23 protein-coding genes are annotated in these 24,470 nt (G+C 53.4%); 12 read left to right on the forward strand and 11 right to left on the reverse strand.

All coding sequences use genetic code 11. The features are described from left to right. The first annotated feature begins 17 nt into the window (after positions 1-17). Together J2Y39_RS23890 and J2Y39_RS23895 are read left to right on the forward strand one after the other, a co-directional pair. Positions 18-1,634 (forward strand): dsDNA nuclease domain-containing protein, encoded by a 1,617-nt coding sequence (locus J2Y39_RS23890; RefSeq protein ID WP_310220068.1) that lies wholly within the window; start codon positions 18-20, stop codon positions 1,632-1,634. Next, positions 1,631-3,814 (forward strand): DEAD/DEAH box helicase, encoded by a 2,184-nt coding sequence (locus tag J2Y39_RS23895; protein WP_310220070.1) that lies wholly within the window; start codon positions 1,631-1,633, stop codon positions 3,812-3,814. The genes J2Y39_RS23890 and J2Y39_RS23895 overlap by 4 nt, the downstream gene beginning before the upstream one ends. 503 nt (positions 3,815-4,317) lie before the next feature. Here the strand turns inward: J2Y39_RS23895 and J2Y39_RS23900 are convergent. From J2Y39_RS23900 to J2Y39_RS23910, 3 genes are all read right to left on the reverse strand, one after another. Further along, positions 4,318-4,935 (reverse strand): hypothetical protein, encoded by a 618-nt coding sequence (locus J2Y39_RS23900; RefSeq protein ID WP_310220072.1) that lies wholly within the window; start codon positions 4,933-4,935, stop codon positions 4,318-4,320. Between the two features lie 10 nt (positions 4,936-4,945). Then, positions 4,946-5,173, reverse strand: a complete 228-nt coding sequence (locus J2Y39_RS23905; RefSeq protein WP_310220074.1) for a hypothetical protein — start codon at positions 5,171-5,173, stop codon at positions 4,946-4,948. Between the two features lie 94 nt (positions 5,174-5,267). Further along, a complete protein-coding gene (locus J2Y39_RS23910) occupies positions 5,268-5,825 on the reverse strand; it encodes a helix-turn-helix domain-containing protein (protein WP_310220076.1) in 558 nt (185 codons plus the stop codon). Between the two features lie 104 nt (positions 5,826-5,929). On the opposite strand from J2Y39_RS23910, the gene J2Y39_RS23915 reads away from it, so the two are divergent. The 9 genes from J2Y39_RS23915 (at position 5,930) to J2Y39_RS23950 (ending at position 14,431) form a co-directional block, all read left to right on the forward strand. Further along, the gene (locus J2Y39_RS23915) at positions 5,930-6,664 is read left to right on the forward strand and encodes a metallophosphoesterase (RefSeq protein WP_310220077.1); all 735 of its coding nucleotides are present in this window, start codon (positions 5,930-5,932) and stop codon (positions 6,662-6,664) included. Between the two features lie 76 nt (positions 6,665-6,740). Beyond that, positions 6,741-7,058, forward strand: a complete 318-nt coding sequence (locus tag J2Y39_RS23920; protein ID WP_310220079.1) for a hypothetical protein — start codon at positions 6,741-6,743, stop codon at positions 7,056-7,058. Between the two features lie 97 nt (positions 7,059-7,155). Then, positions 7,156-7,653, forward strand: coding sequence for a hypothetical protein (locus J2Y39_RS23925; protein ID WP_310220081.1), 498 nt, complete (start codon positions 7,156-7,158; stop codon positions 7,651-7,653). A gap of 75 nt (positions 7,654-7,728) precedes the next feature. Then, entirely contained in the window at positions 7,729-8,358 is a 630-nt protein-coding gene (locus tag J2Y39_RS23930; RefSeq protein ID WP_310220083.1) for an HAD family hydrolase, read from the forward strand. A 134-nt stretch (positions 8,359-8,492) separates the two neighbouring features. Next, positions 8,493-8,759, forward strand: a complete 267-nt coding sequence (locus J2Y39_RS26630) for an antitoxin Xre/MbcA/ParS toxin-binding domain-containing protein (RefSeq protein WP_409037443.1) — start codon at positions 8,493-8,495, stop codon at positions 8,757-8,759. Between the two features lie 1,460 nt (positions 8,760-10,219). Continuing rightward, positions 10,220-11,263 (forward strand): hypothetical protein, encoded by a 1,044-nt coding sequence (locus tag J2Y39_RS23935; protein ID WP_310220085.1) that lies wholly within the window; start codon positions 10,220-10,222, stop codon positions 11,261-11,263. 142 nt (positions 11,264-11,405) lie between these two features. Next, the gene (locus J2Y39_RS23940) at positions 11,406-12,209 is read left to right on the forward strand and encodes an AbiJ-NTD4 domain-containing protein (protein WP_204149882.1); all 804 of its coding nucleotides are present in this window, start codon (positions 11,406-11,408) and stop codon (positions 12,207-12,209) included. A gap of 185 nt (positions 12,210-12,394) precedes the next feature. Continuing rightward, positions 12,395-13,180 carry a phosphoribosyltransferase gene (locus tag J2Y39_RS23945; protein ID WP_310220087.1) on the forward strand — a complete coding sequence of 262 codons (786 nt, stop codon included), beginning with the start codon at positions 12,395-12,397 and terminating at the stop codon, positions 13,178-13,180. Positions 13,181-13,717: 537 nt separating this feature from the next. Further along, positions 13,718-14,431: a hypothetical protein gene (locus J2Y39_RS23950; RefSeq protein ID WP_310220089.1), complete on the forward strand. Its 714-nt coding sequence runs from the start codon at positions 13,718-13,720 to the stop codon at positions 14,429-14,431. 115 nt (positions 14,432-14,546) lie between these two features. Here the strand turns inward: J2Y39_RS23950 and J2Y39_RS26635 are convergent, their stop codons facing one another. The 5 genes from J2Y39_RS26635 to J2Y39_RS23970 form a co-directional block, all read right to left on the reverse strand. Beyond that, positions 14,547-15,017 (reverse strand): GIY-YIG nuclease family protein, encoded by a 471-nt coding sequence (locus J2Y39_RS26635; RefSeq protein ID WP_409037444.1) that lies wholly within the window; start codon positions 15,015-15,017, stop codon positions 14,547-14,549. A gap of 264 nt (positions 15,018-15,281) precedes the next feature. Further along, entirely contained in the window at positions 15,282-16,370 is a 1,089-nt protein-coding gene (locus J2Y39_RS23955; RefSeq protein WP_310220091.1) for a UvrD-helicase domain-containing protein, read from the reverse strand. Further along, entirely contained in the window at positions 16,363-17,961 is a 1,599-nt protein-coding gene (locus J2Y39_RS23960) for an AAA family ATPase (RefSeq protein ID WP_310220093.1), read from the reverse strand. The genes J2Y39_RS23955 and J2Y39_RS23960 overlap by 8 nt, the downstream gene beginning before the upstream one ends. Before the next feature lie 100 nt (positions 17,962-18,061). Beyond that, positions 18,062-18,814 carry a hypothetical protein gene (locus J2Y39_RS23965; RefSeq protein WP_310220095.1) on the reverse strand — a complete coding sequence of 251 codons (753 nt, stop codon included), beginning with the start codon at positions 18,812-18,814 and terminating at the stop codon, positions 18,062-18,064. Further along, positions 18,811-19,074 (reverse strand): hypothetical protein, encoded by a 264-nt coding sequence (locus tag J2Y39_RS23970; protein WP_310220097.1) that lies wholly within the window; start codon positions 19,072-19,074, stop codon positions 18,811-18,813. The genes J2Y39_RS23965 and J2Y39_RS23970 overlap by 4 nt, the downstream gene beginning before the upstream one ends. A 642-nt stretch (positions 19,075-19,716) precedes the next feature. On the opposite strand from J2Y39_RS23970, the gene J2Y39_RS23975 reads away from it, so the two are divergent. Further along, positions 19,717-20,262 carry a sce7726 family protein gene (locus J2Y39_RS23975; RefSeq protein ID WP_310220099.1) on the forward strand — a complete coding sequence of 182 codons (546 nt, stop codon included), beginning with the start codon at positions 19,717-19,719 and terminating at the stop codon, positions 20,260-20,262. On the opposite strand, the gene J2Y39_RS23980 is transcribed toward J2Y39_RS23975, so the two are convergent. The 3 genes from J2Y39_RS23980 to J2Y39_RS23990 all read right to left on the reverse strand — a co-directional run bounded on the left by J2Y39_RS23980 (position 20,259) and on the right by J2Y39_RS23990 (position 24,328). Continuing rightward, positions 20,259-21,323 (reverse strand): beta family protein, encoded by a 1,065-nt coding sequence (locus tag J2Y39_RS23980; protein ID WP_310220101.1) that lies wholly within the window; start codon positions 21,321-21,323, stop codon positions 20,259-20,261. The genes J2Y39_RS23975 and J2Y39_RS23980 overlap by 4 nt on opposite strands. 689 nt (positions 21,324-22,012) lie before the next feature. After that, a complete protein-coding gene (locus J2Y39_RS23985) occupies positions 22,013-22,900 on the reverse strand; it encodes a GntR family transcriptional regulator (protein ID WP_310220103.1) in 888 nt (295 codons plus the stop codon). Positions 22,901-23,011: 111 nt separating this feature from the next. Next, positions 23,012-24,328, reverse strand: coding sequence for a CitMHS family transporter (locus J2Y39_RS23990; RefSeq protein WP_310220104.1), 1,317 nt, complete (start codon positions 24,326-24,328; stop codon positions 23,012-23,014). Positions 24,329-24,470: the final 142 nt, after the last annotated feature.

Below are 24,470 nucleotides of genomic sequence, written 5' to 3' on the forward strand. Positions count from 1 at the left end.
ATGTCACGGACGTCGAGATGGATTCTAATGATTCGGGTGGTGTAGCCGCCAAGCACGGTTTCCTATTCCAGGACTGCGTTGCCGCTTTCCATGTCACCCGGATGCTCCGCGACAAGACCATCCGCAGTGTCCGCTGCGAGGTCACGGACGATATCGATATCGTCTCCGACGGATACGTCGATTTTGTACAGGTCAAAAGTACCGAGAAGACACGTTGGAACATTTCGGATATTGTCAAAAACGGGAAGGGCGCTGACAAGAAAACCATTCCTTGCAGTTCGATCCTGCACAAGTCGATGCAATGCGAGCCAGACCCAGACCTGACAAGGCGATATTTGATCGTCACTGAAGAAAAGGTCAACAAGACCTTAGAGTATCTGACGATAAAGCCCTCGGCTCGGAATGGCAAGCCTGGTAGGCAAGAGCTGATCGACGACCTCAACGAGCGAACCAAGGACTACCAGACGGCCACAGGCGTTACCGTCGCTGATTGGGTTGATGCGGCTACTTGGGAGGTGTATCACACCATTCGCGAGTTGGAGCTATTGGGGATAGCCAACATTCGAAGGTCGTCCGAGGATCTGCACGGGGTGACCCTCAGCTCTGAGGCTGCTGCTGAAGATATATGGTGTTTGATCCTCGATACGGTGACCCGCAAGGGCGAGCGTTCCCGCCGTATCCACAGTGCTGACGAAAAGTCCTATTTCAGGTCAGACCTTTTTGAGTGGTTTAACCAAAGGGTGGTGGATGACCAGACCAAGGCAGGCCGCAAAATCTACGTCAAACGTAAGTTGCCTCACATCCTCACTCCCTTCAGAGCCCCGATGGCTTCGGTCTGCGACAAGCGTCGAGCACAGGTACTGCACCAAGAATATTTTCTAAGCCAATACCGCTACAAACATATTGTCGAGAACGTGTGCAAATGGCTCGACGAGGTCTTTCTCCGGCCCAGGGAGATTGCCGATATACACAAGCTCACGCTCGTGGAGAAACGCGAGCGGCTGCGTACATCTGTCTTCAAGTCTCTTCACGATGTCCGAGAGTTCCTGGGTCGAGTGCTGCTCCACGCGACCATTCGGCAACAGCACGAAAGCCAGCCAATACCCTGCATGCTGCACGTTGAAAACCCAGGGGAAGAGAGAATTCTCGAAAATGTGCACATTGTTCGTCGTGCATCGGAAGGTGATCAGCTTTGGATCGGCTTCAGCGAACTGGTGACCGAAACTGACATCTCTGTGCGGTTGCCGGAAATCCGGAATGAGCTCTATGAGGTCATCGAGGAATGCTTCGATTCGGCGCGTAGCAAGATACTGGACGTCAAGGACGATGAGTATCTGCTGCGACATGACATCGACGAAATCCTGGACGGCAGTCGGCCTTTGGACGCACACCTCGATCGCTTCAGGTTCGTACTGTTTGTTGGCTATGACTCCTGCTTGGTAACCGACCCTGAAACCCCAGGGCATGAAGACGAGCTCCAACGGGAAACGGCAGCTCTGTTTGAAGATTTCGCCGCCGATCTTGTAGAGGGTTCTCCGTTTGGGCAGTTAGGCATCCACATCTTCATTTACCCCGCTCCAAGCCTCAAGAGGCTAGTCAGCATGGTCGAAGACAAGGTGAGGGAAGTGGTATGACGCAGGTATATGAGCAAGCGAAACACAGCCTTCAAAGCAAGGACTTCTCGTCTTTCAAATACTTGGCTGTGATCAATAAGCTGCTGTCCAACCCGGTGTCGTATGACCTGGGACGTGACTTGATTGTCCGAGCTCTCGATGCACGTGAACGCTTCTCTGAGCACACCACCTTGCTCAAAAATATGGTGAGAAAGTCTGGGTTGTTCCCTTACCTGAAAAAGGAGTTCTCCGACCTGACGTCGGATGAGCTAAGGGTGCTGGATCTGTATCGTACCCCCTTCTCGGACAGCTTTGTTTTCCACTCGATGCAGTTCCACATTTTTGATCTGCTCAAAGCAGGGCGCAATGTGGTGCTCAGCGCACCTACCAGCATGGGCAAGAGTGCCATCGTCGACTCGTTGCTGGGCCTGGGTGAGCTGAAGCGGCTTGTCCTGGTGGTGCCGACCGTGGCGCTTGCTGACGAGACACGGCGTCGACTCCAGGTCAGGTTTGGTGAGCAGTACCAGATCATTCACCACAGCTCGCAGGAATGTCATTCCGACCGGGCTGTGTACGTGCTCACCCAGGAGCGCGTGAATGAGCGAAACGACATCGTCGACATCGATCTGTTCGTAATCGATGAGTTTTACAAGCTGGCGTTCCGGGAGCTCAAGAACGGAACAACGGACTACAAGGACGAGCGCGTCATCGAGCTCAATATCGCGTTGAGCAAACTGCTTAAAGTCTCCAAGCAGTTCTACCTCACTGGGCCGTTTATCAACAGCATTCGCGGCCTGGAAAACCTAGGCTACCCACATACCTTCGTTTCCAGTGACTTCAACACCGTAGCACTCGACGTCCATACGTTCGGCATCAAACCCAACGATCAAAGAAGCAAACTCAAGGCGCTTGGAGCGATCGCCCAACACTGCGACGAAGCGACAATCATCTACTGCAAGTCGCCAACGGTCGCCGGCATCGTGGCGCGTGAATTGATCCGGTATGGCTATGGCACCCTGACCAGCAATCCACATATCGATTGGGTGAGCCAGGAATTCGATCCCGAGTGGGACTACGCCGTGGCATTGAAGAACGGTATCGGCTTGCACTTCGGCGCACTGCCCAGAGCGCTGCAGCAGTACACCGCTGATCAGTTCAACGCTGGCAATCTGCGCTTTCTTATCTGTACCTCGACCATCATCGAAGGCGTAAACACCATTGCCAAGAACGTGGTGATCTACGACAACCGTGACGGCACTCGCAGCATCGACAAATTCACCCACGGCAACATCAAAGGGCGCGCTGGGAGGATGGGCGTGCATTTCGTGGGTACGATTTACTGCCTAGAGGAAATCCCGGAAGACAACCTCAACCAGGAGGTTGAAATTCCGCTTGGTACTCAGGACGTCGAGACTCCGATTAATCTGCTCGCCAGCGTTCAGCCGGATCACCTGTCTGAGCTTTCTCAAGATCGCTTCGAGGAGGTCTTCGCTAGCGATCGTGTCTCCTTCGACCTTGTGAAAAAGCATTCCTACTTCCGATTCGAGCAGTTCGAAGAGCTTCAGAGCATGGTCGAAATGATGGACGACACGGAATTCGCTACGCTCGTGTTCCACTGGGGGCCAGCAACCAATTTCCTCAAGACATTCGCGAAAATCATTGCCAGGCTGGTGCCTCATACGTTCAGCCGCAACGGCGTCAGCGTCAACCCGCCAGATCTTCTGATCGCCAAGCTGGCTGGCTACGTCAACGCGACCAGTTTTTCGAATTACCTGAAGAGCCAAATTGAATACGCTCGGCAATGGGTGACCGAGGGGACGAAGCGCACACTCTCCGAAGCACTGAACAACGACCTGAAGATCGTCACCAATACTTACGGGTTTACCTTGCCCAAGCTCCTCGCACTTATGGAGGATGTCGTCAAACACCATGCGCTCAAGCGTGGCTTCCACAGCAAGGTCGATTACTCGCACGTCAGAATGGTCTTTGAAAGTTTCCACCTACCACCCGGTGTGAATGCCCTGGAGGAAATGGGCATCCCTATTCAGACCCTACATCGCCTGGCTGACCTCGTGGATTTCCCTGAGAAGGCAGACGTGGATCAGCTTGGTCAGTTCATTCGAGACAACCAGCACACCTGGGTACGATCCGTTGGTTACGTGGATCGGATGTTCATCCAGCGCGCGCTGCGTATTGGATGACTCCAATCCAGCTTTCTGGAAAAGGAAGGTGATGGTCGATGAGGCCCTAGTTAGGTTGGCCAGGGCTCTAGTTTTTTCGCAGCCAGATTTTCTGTTACGTCGTTTTCGGCGACGTTGCGCGTTTCTCTGCGCTTTCGGCGCACTGTTTGTACATCCGCTCCAGGTCATTCAACTGTTTGAGGTTGTCGGCGATCACAGGCTACAGTTTGAAGAACGGCAAGTTCTTGCAGGCGGACGTACTCCTTACGAGCAATAATAAATGGATGCGCCCTGCGCAGATTCCATCGGTTCCAACCAAGACGTATCCTTCCGGCTATCAGTCCTGGGTTTTGGCTGAATGGGCTTGAGCCATGGCTACGGCCCCGCTACGGGTGCCAAATCAGCACTTTGATCGTGAGGTCGATCAGTTCCAGTGGCGATTTAATGAGCTGTTCGGCCAAGGCTGTCTTCCAAAGCGATGGTGAATGAGATGGTGCGACCTGGCCTTGAACCGGGTAGTTGAGCTATCTCATGTACATCTGTTTGGTGCGAGTCATGTTGATTCGATAGCTGTCAGCGAACAGGCCGTTGGTCTCCAGTACGACTTCGTTCTTTTTCGTGCTGCGGATGTCGTATCGCTGGGACTGAGCCATGAGGAGACCATGCTCCAACTCGGTTTCCTCAGCGCTCGGAGGGTGCGATGTGCCAGGGATTTTGAGGGTCATGCCAGCCAACAATCTGGAGGCTACACGCATTCTTACGCTCAGCAGTTTAATGACCAGCTCATCGTCGGAGGCTTGCCACTCTCCATTGCCATCGAAGTTATAGATCGTGGTGTAGGGAGAGAGCGGGACAGGAAAAAAAGTAGTGCTCTTCAGAAGGCCATTGATTCGGTATGTCCTGTTACGAAAGAACTCTGTAGTGCCCTCAAAGCCAACAACGCCATTGCGTTGAGGGTATTGGTATTTTTCATACCACAAGCCCAGCAGTTTTGGGTTCAGACCATCGGGCGTGCTCGGCTGAACCATGTAGGGTGCCAGTGGCCCTAGTATGGTTGATATGTCCCTGAGATGCGGAATGAGAAAAACGATTCCCGCCACGATGCTTGCCCACCACCCGACATGGGACTTACTCAATTTCATACCGCTTTAATCACCATGCAGAAACTCCTTGTTCGACCGGTGGTGAGGAGTCCCACACGTCCAATTTACGGTGCCACAGGTCGTGCGCTGCCTGTTTAGAAAACCCAAATTTTTCGGTCATCTGCTTCTGGCTGAGACCTTCAGCCTTGAGCTGGTGCACCTTTCTCAACCAGCCTTCGTCGATGAGTTTGCCGGGCTTTCGCGGCAATAAGCCCCGGATTACCTCGGTTAGCTGCATTAACAACTCCGATGGAACATTTCGTGGATAACATTCTACCGAATCGAAACGGTCGTTATAGACCTGTGAGATCCTATTCGTGACTTCTGAGGGGTTATCCAGGCAGCTCTTTGAGCCAGTAACGCCTCACAGTCGCTTCAGGCAACCCCAGCGCTCGACCCACTTCCGCCTTTGACATGCCACGGGCCTTGAGCTCCAGTACAGCTCGGATTCGATCTGGGCTACTGGGTTTGCCTCGTGTGCGCTTTATGAGCCCTTCACCAGTGTCCCAGTGCTTCTTCAGGCCCTGTAAGCCTCCTAGGGCTATGAAGCTCTCCAGATCCTTCGAAGCCTTCGCTATGACATCGATAGGTGATGACCCATCTTGGAGAGCCTGACAAAGCGCGACGAGAGCCACGAGGTCGAAATCTAGAGTGAGTGCGATTTTGCTCAGTTTGACCAAAGAGACCTGGGTTTTCCCCTGCTCCAATCGCGACACATTGGCTTGAGAGCTGATCTCGGCTAGCTCTTCCTGGGCAGATCCTTGCAGGTCGCGCAGAGCTCGGACTACCGCTGCTATCTCGTTCTGCATGCTGGAGACGCTCAAAACGAAGAATAGGGCCACAGCGCTGACCGCCGATAAATATCGAATACTGGCAATAATGGCGTTCATCGTTTATCGTGGCCCTACTGATCACAGCCGTGCTGGCGCTGGCGGCATCGTAACGACCCAGATGATGATCAATTAATTGGAAAATCGTAGTCAGTGGGCCGAGGATGAAGCTTCATATACTGTCCGATCTGCATTGTGAGTTCGCCGATTTCGTCCCCCCTGTGGTGGATTGTGACGTGGTCGTATTAGCCGGAGACATCCACGTGAAGTCCAGGGGCGCCAAATGGGCGAGCCTGACGTTCAGCACGCCTGTCGTGTACGCCATGGGCAATCATGAGCACTACAGCGGGAATATAGATCGAACCCACAGCAAGCTGCTTAACACTGCTGAGAAGCACGTTCACGTCTTGGAAAATCAGGTTTTAGAGCACGGTGATGTGCAGTTTCTCTGTGCTACGGCTTGGACAAGCTTGGCCGCGACCGGCGACACAGTTGCTGCTTCTTGGTGTGCTCGTAACTCACTGAATGACTTTCGCGCTATCCGTGTCGGTGAACAGTATCGGCGTTTGCGCCCTGATGACCTGATCGCGAGAAATCGGAAAACGAAGGAGTGGTTGGAGGCTCAGCTGTCGCTGCCATTCAACGGTAAGCGTGTAGTTGTGACTCACCATCCGCCTCTTATGAAGTTCGTGAGTGACCAAGGAGCCGATCCTCACTTGCGAGCAGCCTATGGAAACAATTGGGATGGCCTGATGGATTTCAAGATCGATCTATGGATCTTTGGCCATACCCACGAAGCTGTGGATGAGGTTGTTAATGGCGTCCGGTTTGTGAGCAATCCTCGTGGTTATCCCACCGAAGAAACTGGCTTTCAGCCAGACCTAGTTGTCAGTGTATGAAGACTGACAGGGCTGCCGGCGTTTAGCTTTTTTCAGTAAGTGAGTAGGTTTCAAATTCGAACGTGATGGAGAATCAATGAGTTGTCTGAATTCCCAGGACTGGACGGCTGAGGGCGGAATACGACTGCCCAGTCTGGTGTCAGCTAAGTTGGCGATTGCGCAGGCCCATGATTGGGGTGCACTAGTGGACGCGTACCTGGTAGATGCAGCTGAAGTTGGCGATCGTTTCGTTGCGTATGTGTATGGCGATCTTTCAGGGCAACTGGTTGATGGGATGACAATTGTCACACCCCCTAGTGAGGTGATAGCGGAGGTCGAGGGCATGGCGTTATTGCGGACAGTGTCAGGCAACGATCATTACGTCATGGTCAGCCGATTGCCTGCCGTCGCTTGAGTGCCCCCGCGTCGTCGAGGCCGCTGTCTCAGCCTGCTTCATTAGGCCCACCGTCATCTAATCCATTAATAGTTAATGTGTGTTTAAGGGAAGAAGCATGTCCGAGTTAAAGAAACTGACACTGACTGTTAAGAACTATGATGCTCAAGCGAGCGGTGATCTAGACGCTCTATATCGACGTGTTAGATATGAAGATGAGCACGGCGCTACGCTCTACTTCAAAGAGGTTGTGATGCTGAAGTATCTTGCGAAGCATGGTGCTTTGGCGACTGATGTTCCGCGAACTTGGTACTATAAGCATGCCTCGAAGAAATCAATAATTGTTGTCGCCTTTGAGAAGGCTAGTGGGAAAGTTGAGTGCGACTTGGATGATTTGCGAATTATTGCAAGGTCGACTTTGATGAAGGGTGTGGTTATATCCCTCGCAGCGGTTCCCGCTGGACTTATTGCCGCAACGGCCACCTTTGGAGTTGGGCTCGTAATTATCCCTATGTTTTTGTGGTACGGGTACAGGAACGTCTTCAAGCTTCCGAAAATGCTGGGTCGAAAAACGCTGGTGGATGAGTTTTCACAATTTGGCGTTACTCTTCGATAGCTTGGTTCTTCGGTGGTTGAACCTGATCCTCGTTAGAGCGGCTGTCGCGAACGCTGACCAGCGCAGGAAACTCAGATGAAGACCAGTGCCGTAATTTTTGATGCCTTCGGAACGCTGGTAGAGATTCAGCAGCCGACACACCCGTTTCGACAGTTGCTTCGAGAGGGGCGACGCCAAGGCCGCTTGCCTCGCGCTGATGACATTCGAACGATCATGACCCGTTGCCTTTCCCTAGGTGACGCTGCGCTGCACTTTGGTATCAAGATCTCGCGCTCCCAACTCGCACTTCTCGATCAATGCTTGGAGGAAGAGCTGGCAAGCATTCGGCCTTATCCAGACGCGGTTGAGGCCCTTGGGCTACTGCAAGCTGCAGGATTGAAACTGGCCGTATGTTCCAACCTGGCCATGGCCTACGGCCCGGTAGTAGAAAGGATTTTTCCCCACCTTGGGGCCTATGGTTTCAGCTATCGCATTGGTGTTATGAAGCCGCAAGCCGGCATCTACCAGTACACCTGCGATCTGCTTAATGTCCGGCCAGAAAATGAGCTCATTGGCCAGAGACGGATCGTCATGATTGGCGACTCAGAAAGGTGTGATCGGGATGGGCCTGGCCAGGTCGGTATCAGCGGTTACCTGTTGCGCAGGAGTGGAGACAGGGCTTCCAATCTTTCCCATTTTGCACGATCAGTGCTGAGTCATAGGTAGCTGCGAGCAGATGCTCAATTCGATGGTAAGCGTTGCGTCTGAGCGACAGAGCGGCGCCACGAAGTGGCCCTGCCGGTATGCCCCCTGCACAGAGTGCTAGGGGCGACCAGACCAGTATCTCCAGAGGGTGAAGCATGAGTGAGCTTAGGATTGTCGGGCGATGCGTTCGATCCCCGATCGGCTGCTGGAGTGCTAGACATAGGTGTTTTCAGGCGCGTTACGAGCAGGTCTTGTCAATCGCGCTTGAAGTGTTTGGAAGCCGATTGAAGGCGCAGCGATGGCTTGTAAGGTCTGTCGTAGGTGTAGGCCGTCAGGCACCCTGCAGGGTGCTGTGCACGCCCATGGGATTCACAATTATCCATGACGAGATTATGCGGCTTGATCACGGCATACGTGTCTAATCCCACTTAGCCCGTCGTTGCTCTTTATTGAGTTAGTAGCCGCCATCCGTGCTGGGTGCGGTCGTAGGCGATCAAATTCGCACGTGGCAAACCGAAATTCACCAATGCTGCCATCTTGTCCTCGTTTAAGGGCCTGTGTCATAGATTTTCGAAGATTTTTGAGTAATAAATCAGATTGCCAAAGAGGCAATTTTTTTACCGTTCGTCAGCAACCACCAATTTATTTCCACCCCCCCCCCTCTTGAAAATTTTTAAGCGAGACGGAGTTCTTATATTTGAGGGCAAGAGAAAAAGCTGCGGTGGCCCAGGCACCGCATGTCCCGCAAGATACCACCGGCTTTTACATCTGATATTTACGGCTTCTAGATCACACGGTTTTGAGGACTGAAGGTGAATTTGAGGTTGGAATGGTGGGGCAGGGGGCGGAGGAGAAATCGCTTTACTTTGCAGCCGCAGGCTGCTGCTTACGCTTTGACGTCAAACCAATAAAGCTCTTTTGCGGGGATCAGTCCGTCTGAAATTCCACCCGTCTCGGACAACAGGCTTGACGGGCGTCCGTCGCCTTCAATGTTCCAGCAAGACGCATTCGGTGACGTACTAGGCGCTTCGAAAATTCGGATCTGAAAACTAAATTTTTGACCTGTAAACCTCGGCGGTTAACACGTCAAAAAATTGGTTTACAGGTGGATGTGGATTCTGGCCGCGCTTGGAGCTATTTTGCCAATTTATTGAAAGGCGAGCCCGATGACCCTACTGTCTGACGGTCAGCTCTGATCTCTTGCCTGCAAAGCCTATGGGGATGATCTTCCTGGAATCCTTGGATCGATTGTGAGCGCCTACGAGCGTCGTCCGGGGCTGAACAATCTCATCCGTGTCCACAGGTCGGTTGTCGGCGTTGATGGCTTTACAGCGCTCCGAGAGGCTCTTACTACGCACGGCTCTAGCTTCCATCAGCTCGAAGGCTGCTTGGAGATCCGTGAGCCTCTGGCGTGGCATCTCGTACGCCATCTGGAGCATAGGCTGATAAACGATGGGCAGGCCCCTGCTTCAATCCGTGATCAGTGTTTTGCGGGAGACTTGGGACTTTGAGTTTGTCCTGGTGACGCGACTAGTCGCGCATCGCCGATCGAGTCACGGCGGTGCTGGTCGTTATCAGTTGTGGCAGCCCCCCTGTCCGATTTCGATCGCAGCTGTTTGATCGATGCACCCGCTTCGCTGAAGTCTTGCATCATCTCCGCGAACTCCATGAATGTCAGGGAGGGGGCTTTCTTGTACTGCAAATGACCTTCGATAGCTCAAGCAGTGGCGCGCATTGCCATGGGTTAATCTTCCACTGATCTCAAAACGGAATCGAGCTCGTGACTAGACATCCAGTTGAGCGGGCCCTCATGAAGCGAGGGATAGACAGTGCGTTGGCTAGGAAGCTGAGGGAAGAGAAGTGGACGCTCGCGAAGCTACAAATGCAACGTCCTGAGAAACTGCTGGAGCTTGGGCTCAGTGAATCCGTCGTGCCCAAGATCCTCGGGAAAGGCAGGCCGCCTATACCAACCGATCTCCTCATCACGACGCTGTATGACAATCGCTGGCTTTGCTGTGTCTGTCGAGACGCTGAGCGCCCGGTCGTCGTTCACCACATCAAGTCATGGGCGGAAAGTCGCGATCACTCCCCGGCTAACCTCGCAGTCCTGTGCTCTATCCATCATGGGGAGGCGCACTCCACGCATGCTCTGGAGCATACGCTCACCGCTGACCGGCTCAAAGCGATGAAAGCCGCTTGGGAGCAAAGCGTTAGCCGTGACGACCAGCTGGCCATATTCAAATCCACCCAGCTCATGAGTTGCCAATGGTGGTACTTCAACCACCTCAGGGTTTTCGAAATTGCCGAACACGTCGGAGTGGAGATTACCCAGCTCAAGGGGTTTCAGGGCGCCCTAAGCAATGGAGCGTGTGACGGCGAAGGTTACCTTTGCCCCACTGAGGGCCTCTTGTACGTAGGTCAGGCTCGGTCGCTCTCGCTATACCGCTACATGAGCAGCATGCTGAAGGCAGCCATAGGCCATGCCTTCGTGCGTAACATTTCGGATGAGCTGGATCGAGGGACGCTAGATATCTTGGTTACCCCTGGCGACTTGGTGTTTGTGCAGGGCTCCTACCACTTTACGGATATCCCTGACGGCTCCAGGGCGGATATGGTTCGGGGGCGACGAAGCGTCAACAAAGTCGAAATCACGTTCGTCTTCGACAGAAACGAAGGAACGTCGGGCTCAGCACGTACCGAGTGGCTTCTTGGCGTGCGCTCTTTGGGCTGTCTCCTACGTGCGAACAAGCTAGAAAGAGATACCAAGGGCATCCTGCATATCGAAGCCACCGTCCTGGCGATTCGCAGTGCCCATGAAGAGTTAAAGACGAGGACGTATGAGATTGGCCTCTACAAAAGCGGCCTGATAGGTCATGAGGTTGAAGACGAGGAGTGGGACGATTCCGAACCTGATGACGATGAATGAAGATAGCAGAAGCGGGGACACACTCTCAGGCGAGTCCCCTCCGTCGATGCCTCTGTCCTATTCCGACCACGAAATGTCAGGCATTATCGAGCCAAATCGAGGTGGCGATATGCCACTTGGCTAGCTCGACTGGAGGGTCAACATGAAGGATTCATTCTCAAAGCGTCACGGTTTCTCCCAGGTCGAGGAGGCCGAAATCACCGTCCGGGAGGATGCACCGCAAGCGCTGCAGGAGTATCTGATTCAATTGAGCTACGAATGTGGGCTCAAACCTTCAGGGCTGCGCGAAATCATCTGCCAGACCTTAAAAGTATTGCCTGACAGGGGGAATTGGAGCGAGACACCCAATATCCATGAGGAGAACGTTCTGCTGCTTGAGCAATGCAAGTGGTTCAAGGTGTACGACGTCATTGAGCGACTCGATGACTACTTCGGCAACCGCAATTACGACGGCGACGTGTACGAGCACTTCACGACTGAGCTGAACGAGTTCTTCATCGAGCACGGCATAGGCTGGAAGCTGATCGATGGCCGCATCGAAATGCGTGGCTCTGAATCCTTTGAGCAGGTTTTGACCTCTGCGAAAGAAACTGAGCATCAACATGGTCATGTCACGGCCAGCAAAGAACTGCACCAGGCGATAGCTGACCTCTCACGTCGTCCCTTCCCAGACCCCACGGGAGCGATACAGCACGCCATGGCCTCGCTGGAGTGCGTCGCTCGGCAGGTCACTGGGGATCAACAGGCAACCCTGGGCAGGATCATGAACGATTGCCGAACGCTGATACCAGCACCATTGGATCAGGCCGTTATCAAAACGTGGGCGTACGCGTCGGAGTTCGGACGACACATCCAGGAAGGGCGCGAACCGTCCTTCGAGGACGCTGAACTCATTGTTGGCCTGTGTGCCTCTGTCAGCAGCTACCTGATCAAAAAATCGAAGTGACGGGAATCGTTGTTCGGCCCTCGGGCGAGGTCTCGTGAGTATGTCGCGGGGATGTTGGATGACGGTGGCCGCGATTTTTGCCGTCGCAGCAAGACAAGCATCGGTTGCAAAGGCGTTGGTCAGGGCCCCAGGCGTTTCACTTGATCGAAGCCGGAGCGTGCTAGCCGCCAAGCTGGCCCGGCATTATGATGGCGGGCTTTGCCGCCATCATTTGTTCACTTGTTCGGGGTAGACCTTTGGGACTTGTCGTCACGCAGAACCTGGTCACGGTTGACCACGCCGTCAGAGAGCATTTGATCACCACTGTGGATGGCAACCCTAAAACGGACATCCGGGAGTGCGGGCTAAAGGTCACGTCCTTGTTCACACGGATCAAGTCTTCCGCTAAGCGAAGCCGGGATCGGAAGGCCAGTGTGATCGGCGATAACTGCCCGCTCCTGTACGCTCTCAAAGGCAAAGACGGCCTTACGACCAATATCACCTCCATCAAACGCCTGGCACAGAGCGGTAGCGAGATCCTGGCGGTGATTGCCGCACAAACCCAAGCCGACACGGTGGTGTATATGCCGTCAGGCTACAGTTTGAGTCGCATCGTGGCCTCGCGATGCGCCTCCGTACTCAATGCTGAATTGGCCCATGATGTCTTCGTAAAGTCGACCAAGCTGGAAGCCTTTGACATGATCCGAAGGGCAGAGGACAACGGTGAAATCACTGGCGATGAACGCAAAGGCCTACAGTTCAGGCTGAAAAAAGCTGATGGCTTTCCCCTGAAGGTGATCCCAGTGGAGTATCGCCACCTGTTCACGCCTCTCCAGCGCAACCCAGCTTTTCGTGGTAACGTTAGTGGACGCGTCGTGTTGGTTGACGACCTGCTGGCCACGGGGCGAACGCTCACGGTGGCCAAAGAGATCGTCCAGGCGATGAATGGCGTTACTTCGGTGGAAGCCGTGTGCCTGTTCAGCGACGTGTGATGCTTTACAAGGGATAGCCCCTTCGCTATTATTGATTACGAGTGTGCATGAGCCTCCCCGCTCGTTAAATCCAGATGAGGCCCGCGTAGCACCTCCCAGGGTCAGTCCGTAAAGGGCAAATAATGGGATGGTTAGGCAGCGGCTAACCCCTCAACTTTCTAGGTTGTTGAAGCGTCATAGGGCTCCGGCCCTACCTCTTTCAAAGCCGAGCTCATGCTCGGCTTTTTCTTTAGCGCTATACACGCCCCCTCCGGCCTACGTCGCCCTGAGATGTAGTCTACATCTGGCCCCTCCGACCTCTAAAGAACTCAAGGTTCGAGCTGGACTGCGGGTGCTCCGTAGCCGAACCTCCGGGGCGCACAAAGCTGTGCTATTGGCTCTGATCTACCTGCGCACGGTTTTGGCGAAAGCTTCTGGCGACCTTTCAAAAGGGGCTTCGCCTCGGCCTTCAGCCATGCTATATGGTGTCATCCCGCCATCATGCGTCTGCCTGGATGAGGCGGTAGCAAGGCGCATTACACAAGGATAGTCTTGGCCATGACATACATTAACTTGCCCGATATTCAGCAAGCTGCAATCAGCGACATCGACGAGACGGTGCTTCGGGCAGCAGTGCGCAAGTGTCTTGATGAAGAGCGTGTGGGGCCGGTTCATGGCCTTGGGCTCAGTGACTGTGGCCCCTACGTGGGCACCAAGCTTCACGCATTCCAACAAGCGATTGCTGAGTACAGCAAGGCCAAGGCCCATGCCAAGCGCGAACGCACTCGACAGGACGCACTGTATGCAAGCAATGACCTCATTCACGCTGTGCAGCAGATGAAGGGTCGGCTCGAAACTGAGCGCCAAGAGGGCGAACTGTTCTTCATTGATGATCAGATCAGACCGCCTTTCCATTTCAGCAAGCGACTGTCAGTGCAAGTGTCATTCCGCTGGCGAGCGTCGCCGTCTACGGACTGGAAGCATGGGCACCTGACGTTCGTCTACGATTTCTCCCCTCAGCCCAGCTACACCCTGCCGCAACCCAAGCGCAAACCCAGCGCAGCGCAGGCAGCCAGGGATCTTGAAGACAGTCGGTACCGAGAATGGGAACGCTTGAAGGCCCAGGCGCTCTTTTCTATGAAAGAGTTCTTCCGCGATGGGGGCGATGGGGATGCTGTGCCCGAGGTGTTCGCGGTGAGGCCTAGTCCCTATGGCGGGGGCCTGAATAACTTCAGCTGTAATTTTTGGCAGCCCGAGAGGCCGGCACTCTAAATTCGAGCAAGCATCAGCCTAGGTTGCTATGGCCGATGTGAGTAATCGCTCGGGTACCAAGTCTGCATGAGCCGAGGAGCATTAGGGGATTCGAGCTTCGACTGAGAATGCCTTGTTATGCATTCCTTCGCCGAGTAATCGGGAAGACAAATGGCTTTTCTTGAGTTAAATTTATTTCGTGTAGCTTGTATTTAAGCCTGATATCACTACAGCTAAATTGTCGAATCAGATTTTCCACTTCGATATAACTTAGTTCGTAGCTCCAGGGCTGAATTATAGTGCCGCCTCTAACTTTGTCGAAGCCATACTTTTGTCCCAGGGCTACGGTGATGGTGTTTTCTATTTCTGTAACCCAGAAACAATCGCCAATTGACCTGAAGGCGGCATGTAGATGAGTTACTTTTCTCTTTCCCGTAAGGCCACTCTCCATATATTCGAGAGTACCCTTTCTCTTTAATTTAGAGTAAGGGCTTTTCTTGCCATGGCTTCGCAGTCTAGATCTCAATCCCTTAGCTGTGCCCACGTACCATGAGTTCAATTCAAGTTTCAAAATATAGATATACCAATTTCTAATTTCTTCACTCATTTTCGGGGATCAAATTGTGCATGACGATTAAAAAAATCGTCTAAGACACTACCCGATTCGCACTGAGCGTGTCTATTGCGAGCGGGTTACGCCGCACGGTAGGGATAGGTCTGCAGAGGTCGAAGCGTCTCATGCAGATATCTACCGAGCGAGGGTAGCCCAAAAACGTCGGCTCATGGCCGATCAGGTCGGCCAGCTGACTGCTCAAATCCGACGCAAACGACTGGTCAAGTCGAATGCGAATGGGTGGTTAAGTCCATGCAATCACTCAGCGGCAACAGTTGGATGCCAATAGGGGATCTGTGAGGCCCCTGGCTTATCCAAGATAATCGCCACGCTTTGCTCGGCCCGTGTGACCGCCACATAGAAATCGGCTGCGGAAAGGGGCAGGAGATACTCCCCTTTGCTGATGAACTTGCCGATGGGCTCGGTCGGATAGATCAGCACGCGGTTGAAGGTCTGTCCTTTGGACACTCCGAAGTTCATGTAGTCGAGATCGAACTCCTTGCCTGAGCTGATGCTATTGCGCAGGCACTGGGGTTGGAATGTCTCAACGTACTGACGGACGTGAGTCTTTCTCACGAGGAAAACGCCGTCGTGGGGTGTGATGACGTGATTCTGTGAGGTCGTTTCCGGAAACTCCCAGCTCGCCTCGAAGATAGTGTCGGAAAAGGTAGCGATTGTCTGGCAGCACCTCCATGTGACAGAGCTGAAGTTGATTTCCAGCCGGCCAGCTTTCTGCTGTTTTTTGAACCATGCAATGGATTTCGAGTAGGCTAAGGCCTTCTTCATTTGGCCACGAGGATTGGTGGACAAGACTGCCTGACGGACGTCCCCAACGAGCCGTATCTCTATGCGTGTGCCGAACAGAACCTCCAGAATGTCCCAGTCGTAACCCGAAAGATCTTGTACCTCGTCGATGAGTATTTCGTCGTAGAGGCATTCGAGGCGTTGAATCAAAGCCCCGCCGCTTTGGCCAATCAGTTGGTGAGCCAAGCGTGCCAACTCCTTCGCATACACACTGTCTGACGAATCGAAAAATCGATTCTCACCGCTGGCATATCGTCCTGGATCACCATCGAAATTGAAGCCCCTGCAGCGCTTGCCGGGGAACGCGAACGGGACGAAGGGTTTGACGAAATGACGTAGCAGGAAGCTGAACCAGCCAGAGACCTCCAAGCCGGGTCGGTCACCGGCATACCGCCTTACACGCTCGCGCAGCTCGATTTGGTTCGCCTGTGCGAAGGTGATGAACAGAACTTTGCGATCGGCTGGTAACGCCTTGCAATGCTCCACCAGGCCTTGTGTCTTGCGAGCGCCCGCAACTGCCAGGGTCAGGTAATTGTTAGCCATGAATGAACGCCGCAGCCGCAGCCATATACGGTGGCGGTGTGACCGCCTCCTTGGATTTGGCGATGAGAAGTGCTGCTTCCGTTTTCTCTCTCGACATCCATTTCTCAAGGCTGGCACGATCAGTGGCCCCGAGAATCTTGCGCAGAGACTCTTCGCTGTTGCACGCCCTCAATTGTGGCTCCAATGTCCTGCCCGCTTCCTTTGCGCCAATGAAGAGCTCGCGCTTTCCTGTTTCGAGCAGTTCGCTGACAGTATCTTTAAGGGTGTCTGGGTCTTCCCCGTCGTTGTCTCGAAGAACTGCAACTGGGCGATCGATGGCAGTACAGAGTTCCAGGCAGCGCTTCAACGTCAGCCCGTGCATGCTCATCACATCAATCCCCAGCTCCATCGGGTGCTTACCGTAGAGGTCTTTGAAGAAGCGCTCAAACAAGATCTCGTCCGAAGGGCCTTCCACCAGGACGAGCTTGTGAGCCAGCACCATCCGCAACGTATCGAAGCCTGGGAGCTTTTGGAAATAGCCGACCGTGTCCGGATCAAGCGTCTCGATGTGAGATGCCTTGCCGCGATGCAGGAGGAGCAAGGAACTGAGGCCGAGGCGATTTAGCACGTAGGCGCTGTGGGTCGAGATGAACAACTGCCGCTCGCCAGCAGCTTCCTCGATGCGCGACAGCAGCGTGGTCAAGCTGGTATGTGACAGATGATTCTCTGGCTCTTCGATCATCACGATGCTGGTCTGCTCGGACAGGCGCTGCATGGCCAGCGAGATCTTGATCGAAGCCTGCTGCCCCTGGCCAGCCAAGGCGAACGGCACATGATCCACGTGCGGTGTGACCGACCCCTCCCAGGAAGATTGAGCGCTTTGATCCATGGCCAAGGCCATCACCTGGTTATCCAGTGGCGCCCGAATATTCTTGAGGCGATCATTCACGCCTCCCAGGGAGTTAGAGGTCATGGACTCTTTGATCTCGCGGTAATGCTGGGAGATCTTGGCTTTCTCGCCCGGCTCCAAATGGTCACTTAGGATTTGGCGCAGGTGGTAGTCGACGCCTGAGGTCGAGCGGACAGTACGGGAATCGATAGTCGCAACAGCTAGCTGCCGGGGGCGCCTAGTCAGTACCTCATCCCCAAAGGTACGCCATTCAATCTTGTAGTACTCGACGGGGATCAGCGCGCTGGGGTTGATACGCCACTGAGCCAGCTCCTCGTCGTACTCAGGGTTGGGAATGACCTTGAATGAGATGCCAGGGCAGGCATTTGTCTTCCTGTCGCTATTGATCGCGCCACAGAGAAATTGCAGCTCTGGACGATTTTCGAGAAACAGCTCAATCAGAATTTCTGGTAGCGCTGGTTTTTCATCCCAGGCGCAGTCTTCCAGAAATTGATCAACTAGCTGTTTGTTGAACCAATACGGGTTCAGCTCCTCCTGAGCGGAGCGACCACCAATACGCCCGTTTAGTGCGAGTCCAATCGCTTCCATCAGAGTCGACTTCCCCGCGTCGTTACCACCCACAAGGATGTTGAGATCCTTGTTGGGCACCAGCGTGAAATCGCCGTAAATTCGATAGCCCTGGATCTTGATCTTCGTGATCATCTGCTGTCCTTAGGTGGTGCGAGGAGTGCTGGGAGTTATGGTGTGTTGATTTTGGATCTCTAGTCTACCTATGCTCTTTGCATGATGCTAAAAGCCAGTGTCAAGAAACAGCTGCTTGAACAACCAAGTTTGCTGGGCTAAAGAAGTACAATACGGCAAAAACAGCTAGGGCTCCGCCGGCCCGTAGCCATTTTTGAAAGCGAACTTCCATAAAGCCTGGGATCACTGCGCCTATACCTGCGCCTGCCAAGGCTAGAGTAGTCCTAAAGACGTTGTATTGGAAGTCTGTCGGTGAGGGGACAAACAGTGCGATTACCAGAATGGCGGTTAGGAAAATAGCGCCGAAAACAAACGCCAGAATTTTGTCTACCATAATAAAGTTTTTTGCCTTTTGTTCAAAGCCGTACACCGGGAGCTGGTTTTCTTTAAACCTATTATAAAGTGCTTCTTTCCTGTCGGGTGTAAGATACAGGCAAACCATTCTTTGCATGTTGGCATAGGCTGTTGGTGTTGGTTCTATACTAGAAAGATCATTTAGCCCTAAATTTTTAAATTCAGTTCTAAGAAGTTCTAGGTGCTGCGGTATCGATTCGAGTATGCCAAAGCAATCTTCCGCAAAACCCTGGGCCCAGTGTTTGCTCTCCCTTGCACCTAATAGCTCGCTATCGCCTACAAAGGTTTCAGCTCTATTGAAATAGGCTGTTGCTGTTCTCTGATAGGCCAGTAGAGCATCGAGTTTTTTACTCGTGTTAGTTCTGTCTTCAGAAAGAAAGCGATGTAGCGAAGTGATTACATCACTCCGGAATTCGCTGAGTTTTGCACGGATTCCAACTACATCTTGCTCTTTGGTCATCTTGATGCTGCCTTGGCATCGGCAAGTGCCAAAGTCAGTAGTGTGTTGTAGTCAGAATTATCGGCTCCACCAACGGCTAAGAATTTGTGGGCAGGAAAATGCCGTTGAAAGATGATTAAAGCTTGTGTCTTTGTTTTAGGGGCCTTTTGAGCAAAATCTGCTGCCAGACGGGCCAGTTGACTTGGAGTCGGATTCCATTGCCATGGATGGAGAATTCTTTCGATCCTGAATTTGAATGCCGCCAGGTTGTTGGCCTCCATGGGCTACCCCCTCCTCGCGTCGGCCAGTGCCAGGGCGAGCAAAGTGTTAAGGTCTGAGTTATCCGCTCCCCGATAGGCCCATTCGCCGAACCCTGGGCAGTAGGTCTTAACCACTTCAGCCCAATCTGTCTGAGTAGCTGTCCGCCCTAGATCCCTGATCCGCTTAATAGCAGTTTTGATGCTGGCAAGCTGAGATTCTGTAGGCTGGGTAGGTGGAAGGCCAAATCGCATACGTAGGGCGTGTGCTAGTTCTTGGTTTGCAGTCATAAAGCGTCCTTGTTCGATTTCATTCCCTGATGCAAAAAAACGGCAGCGAGGGATAGGTAGTGGGCTTCTACAGCAAGCAAAAAGCAGACCTTTGGGCTGCTCACGCAGGTGGTGCCATTATGATGGCAAAAAATTCCGAATCAATGGCCCCTATGAGTCCAGTAATTTCGGCGCGAGCGTTCCATGCCTAAGGGCGCAGCACCACGTTGGCGAGGAATGAACTGGTGAGGACAGGAAACACTGACACAAGCTCCTATCGGACGCATCCCCAGCCTCCGGCACGATGCTCATCATGCAGGTCAGGGCTCTGTGGCCGTCGACGACCGGATGCTTTTTTAGCGTGAGAAGCCTCTACTGTCCGTCTATAATCCGCGCATGTTGAATCCAACCGAAATCCGCCCAATTCTCAAACAGTGGGTCGCGAAAGCGATGTCCCATGAAGAGAGTGACGTCTTCATCGAGGAGCTGTGCTTCATCGATAGGGCCAGACGCGCCGATCTCGTTCATGCCAATGGGAAGCTGACCGCCTTCGAAATCAAGTCTCATGCTGACACGTTGACTCGCTGGGAGGGTCAGCAGCAGGCCTATATGGCGTGCTTTGACGAAGTCTGGCTATGCTGCCATTCAAAGCACTTGGTGAAGGCTCTTGAGTCATGTCTTCCGCATGTTGGCGTACTCGTCGTCGATGACTATTCCGGCATGGCGATGATTCGAAAGGCGAAGCCCAACAAGCTCCAGGATAAATTTCACCTTACGGGATTTTTGTGGCGTAGTGAGTTGGATGCACTCGCTAACCAGCATGGGGTGCCAACGAAAAGTCGCGACCTCATAAAAGAAGTGCGCCGCCAGCTCAGCGACGCCCTTCCCATGGATGTGATCAGGTCACATGTACTGGTCAGCCTGAAACAACGTTATCGTTAGAGTGAGTCATCGGCGTCGAGGTCATCGTAGCCGTCAGTATCTACGATGGACTGGATCATGGCGCAGATATGCTGATTGATCCTGTATCCATTCCATGTTCCGTTGTTCCCGTAGCCGGTAGATGTGGCGACAATTCTGCTGTACTCACGAGTGGCCCAGCAAAAGTCGTCGCCGTGATAACCCGGCAAACCTCTGATCTCCTGGGCGATTTCAATGTATCGCACAAATTCCTTGTCCGAACCTTTGCGTCGTTGCCACCATTCCGTTGGCGTGTAATAGCAGGCAAAAGGAAGCACAGGCATACCTCGTATGTATTCCATCGAGGCGGTTGGATTGGTGGCGGCGTAATCCCCGTAGACGATATCCGACTCTATGCCATTGGTATCGACCCTTGCTTGCCACGCAACGTCGTAACAGGCGGAGGAACGTGAGGTGTTTGAGGCCGGCTTATCGATAGGGAAGGAGGTGCTCATCAGAACCAGATTTCGTATCTGATAGCTGTTGAGTTGACGCAGGGATACATTGAAATCCGACCCCGAAGCAGTGTTGGCCGGAGCTGTGGCACCGAAGTCCAAAATCACCGTCGCGGTGTCCGGGTTTTCAAGAGCATCCAGGATTGATAGCAATCTGTTCCATGAAGTGGCGGTGGGGTTTTCCGGGCAGGTAACCCTGATAGCTATATGGGGGAAATCGCTCTGAAGTGCCAGTGCACTTTGGATGACTGCTCGTTGGGGGTCGTCATCAACCCAGGAAACCACTGGTATAACGTTCTGGTTGATGCCTGCCACATCAGAGAAAAATCGACGTTTGTTCTCAAACGCGCCATGAGGATTGTGCAGGTCATGGGTAGTAATGAATTCTTCATCAACGTCCTTCGTTATCCTTGAAACGTCTAGGAAAAAAGGATGCTCAGTCCAACCCGCTAAGAATGTTTGAAGGTGTCTATCGTCGTCACCTCGCATGTCCAACAGCGGAGCCACGACTTCCCGCCTGTGGTCTTCCAGATTTATCAGCGCCTTAACGTCATTCTGACCAACTCGTAAACAAGCCACGTACTGCATCTTGCACTCCTTGCATGCTGTGAAAACCGGTTTTGCCGTAATTCTGAAGGCATAGCGAGTCAAAGGCCTTGGTGAGCAGCGAGCGTCGACATGCGGAACATATCGGTTTTGCTCAGTTTCACTGGCCGACGTCATGCTCCCAGCGAGACGGCAGGTGGAGATTGGCAGGATAGCACTTGGCCACTCAATAAAAGCCTTAATGCGTATTTTGGGATGTGGGGCGCGCCTATGTCCGATCAGTCAGTAGGTTACTCATGCCTTTGCACCAGAGAGAGGCTTTTGTATGCCGGCCTGGCTGCATCGAACAGCCTGTACCGTCACATGAGCGACATGTTGCGGGTCGCGATGGATCATGGGAAATCCGCTTGATGGGCCAGAGATGGTGTCTACTTAAATTAGGTGGAAACCATGGCCTTTAGCAGTCGTTCTAGGAAGATATGTTTGCCGGAAGGTTACAAAACTTGAGGGCGGCCTCGTCTAACAGCGTGATCGAGCTGGGTGCAAAATGGCACGAAAGCGCGCACTCTGATGTCTTGGGTTGAGTGTTTTATATGGTAATATAAGTCAATCAGCGCGTTGTGGGACTACGACGATATCGCTAGCTGGGAGAGCGTCGTCCAAGCGCCAGGAGTGAGCGCATGCGACCAGGTTGATCGCGTCAATGCTCTAGGGGCTAGGGAGTGGAAATCTTATTCAAACAAAGCAGGATCGACTTTGTGTCGGCGAGCTTGTTCAAGGTGGCGCCGCATCTGGTCAGCAGCAGCCAAGCGGTCGCCACGTTCCAGGCAATCGAGAATCGCTAAGTGCTCTTCCGCTTGGCCTTTACGGGGTGTGCGTGCGCTGGCCTGGCGGTATTCCACCAGGCGTCGTAACTGGTCGAGACGGCGGACAGTCTGCTGCAGGAAACGGTTACCCGAGCACGCCGCCAATGTCTCGTGGAACTCGGAGTTGGCCTCGAAAAGCTCCTGAGGCGTCATGGTCAGGTAGCCGCCGTTCGCGATGAATTCCTGCTGCTTACGACATGCCGCCAACGTCTCGCGATCAATCTGAAAAGTCGGTGACAAAAGGCCGGAAGGTTCGACGGTCGCTCGGAAGGAGTAGCTTTCTTCGTAAGCCTCAACAGAGTCGATCATGGGAAGCAGGCGCCACCCTTGGCCTGCACGCTGTTCGACCCATCCTTCCTGCTGCATCCGAGACAGCACGGCCCTCAGAGCTGCTCTGGACACATCGAACTGCCGCATGAATTCGATCTCGGTAAACAGTTCAGGAAGCTGCCGACTGAGGCGAAGTTCTGCAAGCGTCAGGTATAAAGGATCATCGCTCTTCTCCATGACTTCAGAGACAAGATCGCCCAAGTCGTCACTGGCTCGTGCGAGGAAAAATCCCCTGTTGCGGTCGTAGGTGAGCATACCCCTTTCAACCAAATGGCCCAGGGCAAACTTCACAGGCGTGCGCGACACATTCAGTGTGTTCGCTAGCTGTGATTCAACCAGATGATGACCAACAGCGAAGCGTTCACGTCGTACGTGGGAAACGATGTCACGCGCGATGCGTGCTTGCAGCGGGCTTAAAGGCATTAGGTCGGAAACCACAGAGATCTGAACCGAAGAGCACCCATTCTAGCGCGTCATTTTACGCTGTGGCAGAGACCGTTTGGCCTCCGCCTCAATTATGACGTCCAGTGGGTCTTACCGAACCTGATAGAAGGGAAATGCCCCAAACAGCAGGCCGCCCACCAGCAGGCCGAGGCTGGCCAAGATAGCCCATTTGAGCGCGAAGCGTTGATGATCTCCGAGATCTACTTTGGCCAAGGCAACGAGCAGATAGAGTGATGGCACCAGCGGGCTGAGTAGGTGGACGGGTTGACCCACAACCGAAGCCCGTGCGATTTCCAGTGGTGTTATCCCGTATTGGGCTGCAGTCTGTGCTATCACCGGAAGGATGCCAAAGTAGAACGCGTCGTTAGACATGAAGAATGTAAACGGCAGGCTAACGAGGGCGGTGAAGACAGCCAGGAACGGGCCGAAGCTTGGTGGGATTACATGCAGCAAGCTTTTCGCCATTGAGTCCACCATGCCGGTTCCGGAAAGGATCCCCGTGAAAATGCCCGCAGCGAAAATGACTGCTGTAACGGCCAACACATTCGTCGCATGAGCGGCAATACGTGCTTTTTGCTGCTCAATGTTCGGGTAGTTGAGCATGATGGCAATGGCGAAGCCGACCATGAACAGGATCTGGATAGGCATTGCGCCAATGATCAGGCAAGTGATGAGGCCTAGCGTCAAGATCAAATTCGGCCAAAACATTTTCGGACGACGATTTTCATCACATTGCTCTGCTGTTCCATTGCCCAGCGACACAGGGCCGTGATGAAGACCGTCCATATCAAGAATGCCAATGCGCGCACGCTCTTTGCGCCCAATGACTACGGCAGTAAAGATGAGGCAGGCGCAACCTAGCAGCATGCCAGGAATCATGGGCAGGAAAATCTCCATTGCATCCACATGCAGCGCTGCTGCTGCGCGAGCAGTTGGCCCACCCCACGGCGAGATATTCATGATCCCGCTGGCAATGTTCACCAGGCATGTCATGCCCAGCACGCTCATCCCCAGTCGCTGATACAGCGGCAGGAATGCAGCGCAGGCAATCATGTAGGTAGTCGAGCTGTCACCATCCAGCGACACCAGCATCGTCAGCACCGCAGTGCCTACCGAGACCTTGAGAGGGTCGCCTTTCACCACTTTCAAGATGAAGCGCACGAGCCCGTCGAAAAGCCCAGCGTCGATCATTATGCCGAAGTAAAGAATCGAGAAAGTCAACATCACGCCGGTTGGAGCAAGTGTTTTGACGCCGTCGAGCATCATGGCACCGAGGCCTACGTAATGGCCTCCGATCAGCGCGAAAACGATAGGTATCAAGATCAACGCGATGAGCGCAGAAAGGCGCTTCGTCATGATCAAGTACATGAAACAGATAACCATTGAAAAGCCAAGGACTGTTAGCACGGTCGAACTCCCATTTTTCAGATCTTTGTGGCTCTGGTCGGCCAAATGGCCCGGATAGCGCAATAGGTCTCAGGTCGAGACCGGCTCGATCCAAATGGGAGTGGTGGTGGAGCGGGGGCAAAAGAGCTTGATCATGGCGGGC

The organism is Pseudomonas sp. 2957 (assembly GCF_031456345.1).
Lineage (GTDB): Bacteria > Pseudomonadota > Gammaproteobacteria > Pseudomonadales > Pseudomonadaceae > Aquipseudomonas > Aquipseudomonas siliginis.

Coding starts and splice junctions, on each gene's coding strand:
- J2Y39_RS23930 (WP_310220083.1), top strand. CDS start 7,729: ATGAAGACCAGTGCCGTAATTTTTGATGCCTTCGGAACGCTGGTAGAG.
- J2Y39_RS23980 (WP_310220101.1), bottom strand. CDS start 21,323: ATGCAGTACGTGGCTTGTTTACGAGTTGGTCAGAATGACGTTAAGGCG.
- J2Y39_RS23905 (WP_310220074.1), bottom strand. CDS start 5,173: ATGCAGCTAACCGAGGTAATCCGGGGCTTATTGCCGCGAAAGCCCGGC.
- J2Y39_RS23915 (WP_310220077.1), top strand. CDS start 5,930: ATGAAGCTTCATATACTGTCCGATCTGCATTGTGAGTTCGCCGATTTC.
- J2Y39_RS23900 (WP_310220072.1), bottom strand. CDS start 4,935: ATGAAATTGAGTAAGTCCCATGTCGGGTGGTGGGCAAGCATCGTGGCG.
- J2Y39_RS23960 (WP_310220093.1), bottom strand. CDS start 17,961: ATGATCACGAAGATCAAGATCCAGGGCTATCGAATTTACGGCGATTTC.
- J2Y39_RS26630 (WP_409037443.1), top strand. CDS start 8,493: ATGAGTGAGCTTAGGATTGTCGGGCGATGCGTTCGATCCCCGATCGGC.
- J2Y39_RS23890 (WP_310220068.1), top strand. CDS start 18: ATGGATTCTAATGATTCGGGTGGTGTAGCCGCCAAGCACGGTTTCCTA.
- J2Y39_RS23970 (WP_310220097.1), bottom strand. CDS start 19,074: ATGGAGGCCAACAACCTGGCGGCATTCAAATTCAGGATCGAAAGAATT.
- J2Y39_RS23920 (WP_310220079.1), top strand. CDS start 6,741: ATGAGTTGTCTGAATTCCCAGGACTGGACGGCTGAGGGCGGAATACGA.
- J2Y39_RS23940 (WP_204149882.1), top strand. CDS start 11,406: ATGAAGGATTCATTCTCAAAGCGTCACGGTTTCTCCCAGGTCGAGGAG.
- J2Y39_RS26635 (WP_409037444.1), bottom strand. CDS start 15,017: ATGAGTGAAGAAATTAGAAATTGGTATATCTATATTTTGAAACTTGAA.
- J2Y39_RS23925 (WP_310220081.1), top strand. CDS start 7,156: ATGTCCGAGTTAAAGAAACTGACACTGACTGTTAAGAACTATGATGCT.
- J2Y39_RS23895 (WP_310220070.1), top strand. CDS start 1,631: ATGACGCAGGTATATGAGCAAGCGAAACACAGCCTTCAAAGCAAGGAC.
- J2Y39_RS23955 (WP_310220091.1), bottom strand. CDS start 16,370: ATGGCTAACAATTACCTGACCCTGGCAGTTGCGGGCGCTCGCAAGACA.
- J2Y39_RS23935 (WP_310220085.1), top strand. CDS start 10,220: ATGCAACGTCCTGAGAAACTGCTGGAGCTTGGGCTCAGTGAATCCGTC.
- J2Y39_RS23945 (WP_310220087.1), top strand. CDS start 12,395: ATGATGGCGGGCTTTGCCGCCATCATTTGTTCACTTGTTCGGGGTAGA.
- J2Y39_RS23910 (WP_310220076.1), bottom strand. CDS start 5,825: ATGAACGCCATTATTGCCAGTATTCGATATTTATCGGCGGTCAGCGCT.
- J2Y39_RS23950 (WP_310220089.1), top strand. CDS start 13,718: ATGACATACATTAACTTGCCCGATATTCAGCAAGCTGCAATCAGCGAC.
- J2Y39_RS23985 (WP_310220103.1), bottom strand. CDS start 22,900: ATGCCTTTAAGCCCGCTGCAAGCACGCATCGCGCGTGACATCGTTTCC.
- J2Y39_RS23975 (WP_310220099.1), top strand. CDS start 19,717: ATGTTGAATCCAACCGAAATCCGCCCAATTCTCAAACAGTGGGTCGCG.
- J2Y39_RS23965 (WP_310220095.1), bottom strand. CDS start 18,814: ATGACCAAAGAGCAAGATGTAGTTGGAATCCGTGCAAAACTCAGCGAA.